This is a genomic window from Pelomicrobium sp. G1 (genome assembly GCF_051905455.1).
Taxonomy (GTDB): domain Bacteria; phylum Pseudomonadota; class Gammaproteobacteria; order Burkholderiales; family UBA6910; genus Pelomicrobium.
This window is the reverse complement of the sequence record NZ_JBQACR010000671.1, coordinates 1-231: the sequence shown is the minus strand read 5'-3', so window position 1 is coordinate 231 and position 231 is coordinate 1. Positions and strand designations below refer to the sequence as shown.

Sequence of the window (231 nt, the reverse complement as noted above, 5' to 3'; positions counted from 1 at the left end):
CTCCCGGGCGAGCCGCTCGATCACCGGCCGGGTCGCCGGCCGCACTCCCCGCCACACCCGGAAGGATTCGGCCGCCTGCTCCACCAGCATCCCCAACCCGTCGGCGATGCGCCCGGCTCCCCGCGTCCGGGCGAAGCGCAGGAACGGGGTCCTTCCCCGGCCATAGACCAGGTCGTAGGCCAGGGATCCGGGGGCGAAGATCCCGGAAGGAAGGGGCGGAAGCTCCCCCGC

At 74.5% G+C, this 231-nt stretch carries 1 pseudogene; it reads right to left on the bottom strand.

The features are described from left to right. Positions 1–231: pseudogene (gene aroE, locus ACTFO6_RS20065) on the bottom strand (shikimate dehydrogenase); the annotation flags it as partial.